4 protein-coding genes and 1 pseudogene are annotated in these 6511 nt (G+C 65.5%); 2 read left to right on the top strand and 3 right to left on the bottom strand.

From position 1 onward, the window contains the following. The 3 genes from AC5RWX_RS28835 to hisC form a co-directional block, all read right to left on the bottom strand. A partial coding sequence (locus AC5RWX_RS28835) for a PDDEXK family nuclease (protein WP_494099663.1) occupies positions 1-1233 on the bottom strand: 1233 nt, incomplete at its 3' end. Between the two features lie 284 nt (positions 1234-1517). Further along, positions 1518-2930 carry an amino acid permease gene (locus tag AC5RWX_RS28830; protein ID WP_494099662.1) on the bottom strand — a complete coding sequence of 471 codons (1413 nt, stop codon included), beginning with the start codon at positions 2928-2930 and terminating at the stop codon, positions 1518-1520. Positions 2931-2983: 53 nt separating this feature from the next. After that, positions 2984-4081 (bottom strand): histidinol-phosphate transaminase, encoded by a 1098-nt coding sequence (hisC, locus tag AC5RWX_RS28825; RefSeq protein ID WP_494099661.1) that lies wholly within the window; start codon positions 4079-4081, stop codon positions 2984-2986. Between the two features lie 93 nt (positions 4082-4174). Here hisC and AC5RWX_RS28820 point away from each other — a divergent pair. Together AC5RWX_RS28820 and AC5RWX_RS28815 are read left to right on the top strand one after the other, a co-directional pair. Then, positions 4175-4676 (top strand): annotated as a pseudogene (locus tag AC5RWX_RS28820) (Lrp/AsnC family transcriptional regulator). Between the two features lie 118 nt (positions 4677-4794). Then, positions 4795-6453, top strand: a complete 1659-nt coding sequence (locus AC5RWX_RS28815) for a thiamine pyrophosphate-binding protein (protein WP_494099660.1) — start codon at positions 4795-4797, stop codon at positions 6451-6453. Positions 6454-6511 lie beyond the last annotated feature (58 nt).

Raw genomic sequence — 6511 nt, 5'->3', positions numbered from 1 at the left:
GCCCCGGTCGCCCATCTTCGACTCGAAAATGCGCATCTCTGGCACGCCCACTGGAGTACTCCAGTTCTTGCATTCGACGAAGATGAGGGGGCTTGCCTGCGCCGACCAGAAAGTGTCTTTCAGTCTGTTCAATAGGACAAGGTCGATCTCTTCCTCAGCTGTTCTGAAGTTCTTCTCGAGAACGGACAAATCGGGCTCTTCTGCCCGGACAAGGGCATCGACCAGCGATTCCAGCGCATCGCCCCGGGCTTTGGTCGTATGCGACTCCTTATCAGCAGACATCGTATCCAGACGGCCAAGTGCATCAGCCGCCCGTGCAAGCCAGAATTCCCGCCCCAGCTTGCTGTCGAAAGATGCGAGCACACCGAACAGTTTGCCGAGAGTACTTGCTTGGGAAGTGAGGTACTGCGCTGATCCTAGCCAGTAGTCCTCCAGGTACACCTGAGCGGCTTGCTCGGTCGAGACATCTTGCTCGGAAGCATGTTCCGTCAAGACATAGGAAACGGCCGTATCTCCCGGAAGGTGGTGCAGCAGGACACACAACAGCAGCGGCCAGGCCAGCATTGGGGCATCCCGATAAAGAAGCGCGAACGATTCCGCTGCCCTGCCGACCCCGTATTTATCAATTCCGCGTTCTTCCGCGGCCCTCATGATGTCTGTAACGAAGCCATGTGTCGGTTCGATGGGGCTGTCATATACCATGTCCCGGAAGATGACCACTTGCTCGATACCGGTATCCAGCCATTGGCCGGCAAGTAACTTCCCCAGGGCAATCAGGTCATCGGCAGGAGACTGGGTTTGAAAAGAGGCAAGCTTCTTCTCGTGGGCGGCCACGGCAGCAGCATCCCACTCCCACTCCTTTTCAACCCGTTGTTCTAAGTCAGCGATAATTTCCGGCATGGTCTTGGCGGGTTTCGAGGGCTTGCTCTCGATCGTCTTTGCGAAAACTTCGTGCACCCAAAGCTCACTCTCGGCCACCTGACCGCTGCGCACGGTGGTATAGGTCGCAATGAATGAGTCCCAGCCAAGGCCTCCGTCGCGAAGGGTCTGCGATACTTCATCCGCTGAGGCTCGGTATTCGACTTCGAACCCGTGCATCGGCTGCTCAGGTGACTCCACTTCGGCCATGTGTGTTTGGTCGTGACGGAAAAGCAGCCTGGGCATGGCGCTCGTCGATTTTCTCCACATGAGCGCCACCCGATCCCCAACTTTGAGGTATGTGTCGAACCCCATGCTTCTCCTCTGCGATGTCGCTCCCCGACCATCGGGGCGGCCGTACTAGCCTAATGCTCCCCGGATGTAAGTGCGGGAAGCCCACGAGCAGAGCGACGCTCTCAGGGCGGCCGACAGCGGAGTGCACGTCTTTTCCGACATGCGCCATCATGCGCCGAGTTCGCGTGCACGCTGCACATTCTTGGAGGGTCGAAATTCAGGACGTACAGCCTGCCTACCTGGCACAACTGCAAAGAGGCGCGCCCGGCCAAAGCCTGACGCGCCCTTCGTGTTAGGCCTCTAAGTCAGTCGACGAGTACCGGGGACTTGGCACGGTCGGCAGATTCGGAAACAGTCGCAGTATCCCGCTTCCGGTGGTTCAACCAGTTCGCCACCGCCAACAGCGCCACGAGTCCAAAGGTGCTCAGGAGCTGCGGCCGTGAGTCCTCGCCGATGAAGCCCACCGTGAAGATCGCCGCGAGGATGACCAGGCCAACCACCGTGAGCCAGGGGAAGCCGGGCATTCGCAGCGGAAGCTTCGTTCCCTCGCGGTCGGCGCGGAGGCGCAGCGCGAGCTGGGCCAGGAGCGCGGACGTCCATACCAGCAGACACGTCGAGCCCACAATGTTGAGCAGGACGGGCAGGACCTTCTCTGGGAAGGCCAGCTCCAGCACCACCGTGACAACGCCGAAGGCGACGCTGGCCAGTACCGCCACCACCGGAACCCGCGCGGTCGACACGGAAGCGAGCCAGCGCGGCGCTTCACCCCGCTCCGCCAAAGAGAACGCCATCCGGGACGCACCGTACAGGTTGGCGTTGAGGGCGGAGAGCAGGGCGGCGACCGCCACCAGCGTGATGGCGGTGGCAGCACCGGGCATTCCGGCAGCGTCCAGCACAGCGGCGAACGGGCTCTTCAGCCCTTCCGAACCCACCGGAACCACGGCCGCGATAATGAAGATCGCACCGATGTAGAACACCAGGATGCGCCACAGCACGGTCCGGACAGCTTTCTTCACGCTGCGGGCCGGCTCCGCGGTCTCGGCTGCCGCCACGGACACGATCTCCGTGCCGCCGAACGCGAACGCCACCACAAACAGCGCCGTCGCAATGCCGCCGAAACTGCTGACCGCGAAGCCCTCACCCATGAAGTTCGCCAGGCCCGGCGACTGCACCCCCGGCACCAAGCCGAAGAGCAGCGCAAAGCCCACTAGGAGGAACCCGACGATCGCCGCCACCTTGAGCAGCGCAAACCAGAACTCGAACTCGCCGAAGTTCTTCACGCTGGTTAAGTTCACCGCGGTCAGCACCACAATGAACACGAAGGCCATCAGCCACACCGGCAGCGCCGGGAAGATGGTGGCCAGCAGGCCCGCCGCACCGAGCGCTTCCGCCGCGATGACCACCACGAGCTGCAGCCACCACAACCAGCCCACCGTGGCGCCGGCCACCGGCCCGTACGCTTTGGCGGTGTAGACGGAGAAGGCGCCGCTGTCCGGGTTGGCGGCGGCCATCTCACCGAGCGCCCACATCACCAGGATGATGAGCGTGCCCGCCACGAGATAGGAGATCAGCACGGCCGGGCCGGCCGCCTGGATGCCGGCACCGGAGCCGATGAAGAGGCCCGCGCCGATGGCGCTTCCAAGGCCCATCATCGTGAGCTGGCGGGGTTTAAGGGCCGCGCCGAGGGCGCGGGCAGACGTCTTTGTCTGTTGTTCCATGGGGATTCCTCTTAGTTGTAGGTGGAACGGAATAGTAAGGAACCAGACAATGGTCAGACTGCGTGGGCTTCGAGGAGCCGGAGCACGCGGTCGTTGGATGCGGGGTCGGCCACGGTGATCCGCACGCCGTCACCCTGGTACGCCCGGACCAGGATGCCGGCGCCGTCGAACGCCTCGACGAGGCTCGCCCGGAGCTCGTCATCCGCACGGATCCACAGGAAATTGCCCTGGCTCGCCTGCAGCTGCCAGCCCTGGGCTTCCAGCCGCGAGGCCATCCGGCCCCGCTCCTGCTTCACCGCGGCAACGCGCGCTTCCATCTCCTCCCCCGCGTCCAGCGAAGCGACGGCTGCCTTCTGCGCCAGCGCGCTCACCGAGAAGGGCAAGGCGGTCCGGCGCAGCCCCTCAGCAATGGCCGGCGCGGCCACGGCGTACCCCGCCCGCAGGCCGGCGAGGCCGTAGGCCTTGGAGAAGGTACGCAGGATGCAGACGTTCGGGTACTCGCGGTACAGCGCCAAGGAATCGGGGCCGCTGCCCGCTTCGGCGTACTCCACGTAGGCCTCGTCGATCACCACGAGGATGTCGGAGCGGACGGCGCGCAGGAAAGCGTCGATGCGGTCGTGGCCGATCGGCACGCCGGTGGGATTGTTGGGGGTGCAGAGCAGGATCACGTTCGTACGCTCGGTGACGGCCGCGGCCATGGCGTCGAGGTCGTGGCCCTCCAGGTGGTCCAGCGGAACGCGGACCGGCAGGGCGCCTGCCAGCTCCACCAGGATGGGGTAAGCCTCGAAGGAACGCCATGCGAAGACCACTTCATCTCCAGCGTCGCACAGTCCGGTGATGATCTGTTGAAGGACGCCCACGCTCCCCGGTCCCACCGCCACTTCCCCTGCCGTGACACCTAGGTGCCACGCGATCCGTTCGCGGAGTTCGCCGGCGGCCGAGTCGGGGTAGCGGTTCATGGTGCCGGCCGCTGCAGCCACCGCAGCGGTGGCTGCAGGCAGCGGGTCGTAGTGGCTTTCGTTGCTGGCGAGGGCTGCGATGTCCGTGCCGGCGCTGCGCCTGCCCGGGACATAGGACGGAAGGCCGGTCACGGCGTCACGAAGGGTGGGGCGCGCGGTATCCGGTGAAGTCCAGAACTGAGTGAGGGTCATGAGGACCGATCTTGATTGTGACCTGGTGCACATTGCAAGATACGCTCATGCCATTGGGACTTCTGCTCAACTTCTACCGTGTGTGGTGAAAATATGACCATCGCGAACTCTCGCACCCTTGATTCGCTCGACGGCCGCATCATCCTGGCCCTCGACAAGGACCCCGAAGCCAGCGCCCTGGCACTCTCCCGGACACTCGGCGTCGCACGCAACACCGTCCACGCCCGACTGGCGCGGCTGGAGCGCAGCGGCGCCCTCCGCTCCTTCAGCCGCAGGCTGGACCCCGCCGCACTCGTACGAACTGATGGCCTTCCTCTCGCTGGAAATCAGCCAGACGTGGTTCGGCTCGGTGGAAAGCGGACTCGCCGCCATCCCGGAGGTCATTGAGGTGCACGCCACCACCGGGGACGCGGACCTCATGGCCAAGGTAGTGGCCCGCGGCACCGCCGATCTCTATCGCATCACCAACCAGATGCTGGAGATCGACGGGATCCAGCGGACCAGCACCGCCATCTCCGTCATGGAACTCATGCCGCCCCGCTACGACGGGCTCATCAGCCGCCTGTCCGAGCAGGAATCCCGCACGTCGGACTAAGTGTGGTTGGCGCACCAGGAGCTGGGCATTTTTTCATTTTTTACGCCCCCTGCTACCAAAAGTCCCAACAGGATCCACGGGTATTGCAAACGTGAGATGCAGGCCACACGCTTCCTGCATGACCACTCTCACTGTCTCCGGCCGCGTGGCGCAGGTTCTCAGCAACTACCTCAGCGATGTCTTCGGCGTTATGGGCAACGGAAACGTCTACTTCCTGGACGCCGCGGAAAAGTTGGGCCTCCGCTTCTCCCCCGTCCGCCACGAAGGCGCCGCCATCGCCGCCGCCGACGCCTACTACCGCACGTCAGGACGGCTCGCGGCGGGCACCACCACCTACGGCCCCGGCTACACCAACGCTCTCACCGCCCTGGCCGAGGCGGTCCAGGCGCAAATCCCCGTCGTGCTTGTCACCGGAGATGCACCTAGCAGCGGCGCCCGGCCGCAAGACATCGACCAAACGGCCATCGCGGCCGGCCTCGGCGCGGCCACCTTCACCGTCACCCGCGACTCCGTTGGCTCCATCACGCAGCAGGCGGTGGAGTACGCCCTCACCAAGCGCACCGCCGTCGTGATTGCCATTCCCTACGACCTCGCGTCACTGGAGGCTGTGGACGAAGACCTCCCCGAGCCGTCGGCAGCAAAGGTGACGGACGACGTCGACCGCGGCCTCGCGCAGGCAGCCCGCCTGCTCGGCGGGGTCAGGCGCCCGCTGATCCTCGCTGGCCGCGGTGCGCACCTCGCCGGAGCCGGTCCGGAGCTCCGCGAGCTCGCCGACCGGCTCGGCGCACTGACCGCCGGAACCGCTCTGGCGCTCAACCTCCTCAAAGGCGAGGGGTACCTGGGCGTTGCGGGCGGTTTCGGCACCGACACCGCGGCCGGGCTCATGTGCGAGGCCGACGTGGTCCTGGTGGCCGGGGTGAGCTTGAGCCCCTTCACCATGCGGTTCGGGCACCTGCTCGGCCCCGATAGCACCGTCATCCAGATCGACACCGCTTTGCAGCCTACGAACCCCCGGGTGGACCTGTTCGTCAGCGCGGACGCGAAGTCCGCCGCGGGACGGATCCTCCGGCTGCTGGCCGGCGGGACTTCGGCGGAAGGCTGGCGGGCGGAAGCCCGGCGGCGCCTGGCCGAAGGACCTGCCCACCACCCCGGCACCGATGAGACCCCGGACGGCCGGCTGGACCCGCGCTCCCTGGCCACGGCACTGGATGTCGTGCTGCCGGAGCGCCGCACGGTGGTCCAGGACGGCGGGCACTTCATCGGCTGGGCACCCATGTACTGGAACATCCCCCGGCCGCAGGACCTGGTGATGGTCGGGACCGCCTTCCAGTCCATCGGGTTGGGCCTGGCGAGCGCCGTCGGGGCGGCCCGTGCGGTGGAGGACGGCCGCACCCTGGTGCTGGCCGCGGGCGACGGTGGTTTCCTGATGGGCCTGTCCGACCTCGAGTCGCTCATTGGTGCGGCAAGGAGCGCCATCGTGGTGATCTACAACGATGCCGCCTACGGGGCCGAGATCCACCAGTACGGCTCGCAGGGCTTGACTGAAAAGCCGATGCTGATCCCCGAGGTGGACTTCAGCGGCATCGCCCGCGCGCTGGGCGCTGAGTCGGCGATCATCCGCTCGCTGGCGGACCTGGCCGCGCTTCAGGACTGGATCGACGCCGGGGCCAAGGGAACCTTCGTGGCCGACTGCCGGATCACTTCGAGCGTCCGGGCCCCTTGGATGAGTGAATGGATGAACGCCAAGCAGGCTGAGAAGGCGGCGGTGGCGGGGTAAGCCGCCTGTTCTGCAGCCAATAAATCCGCCGGATCTGGCCCACTTTGACCACCGTGCC

The organism is Arthrobacter sp. SPT-J7 (genome assembly GCF_059089965.1).
Note: the sequence above shows the minus strand (reverse complement) of the source record. Positions and strands in the feature narration are given on the sequence as shown.

Coding starts and splice junctions, on each gene's coding strand:
- AC5RWX_RS28830 (WP_494099662.1), bottom strand. CDS start 2,930: ATGGAACAACAGACAAAGACGTCTGCCCGCGCCCTCGGCGCGGCCCTT.
- hisC (WP_494099661.1), bottom strand. CDS start 4,081: ATGACCCTCACTCAGTTCTGGACTTCACCGGATACCGCGCGCCCCACC.
- AC5RWX_RS28815 (WP_494099660.1), top strand. CDS start 4,795: ATGACCACTCTCACTGTCTCCGGCCGCGTGGCGCAGGTTCTCAGCAAC.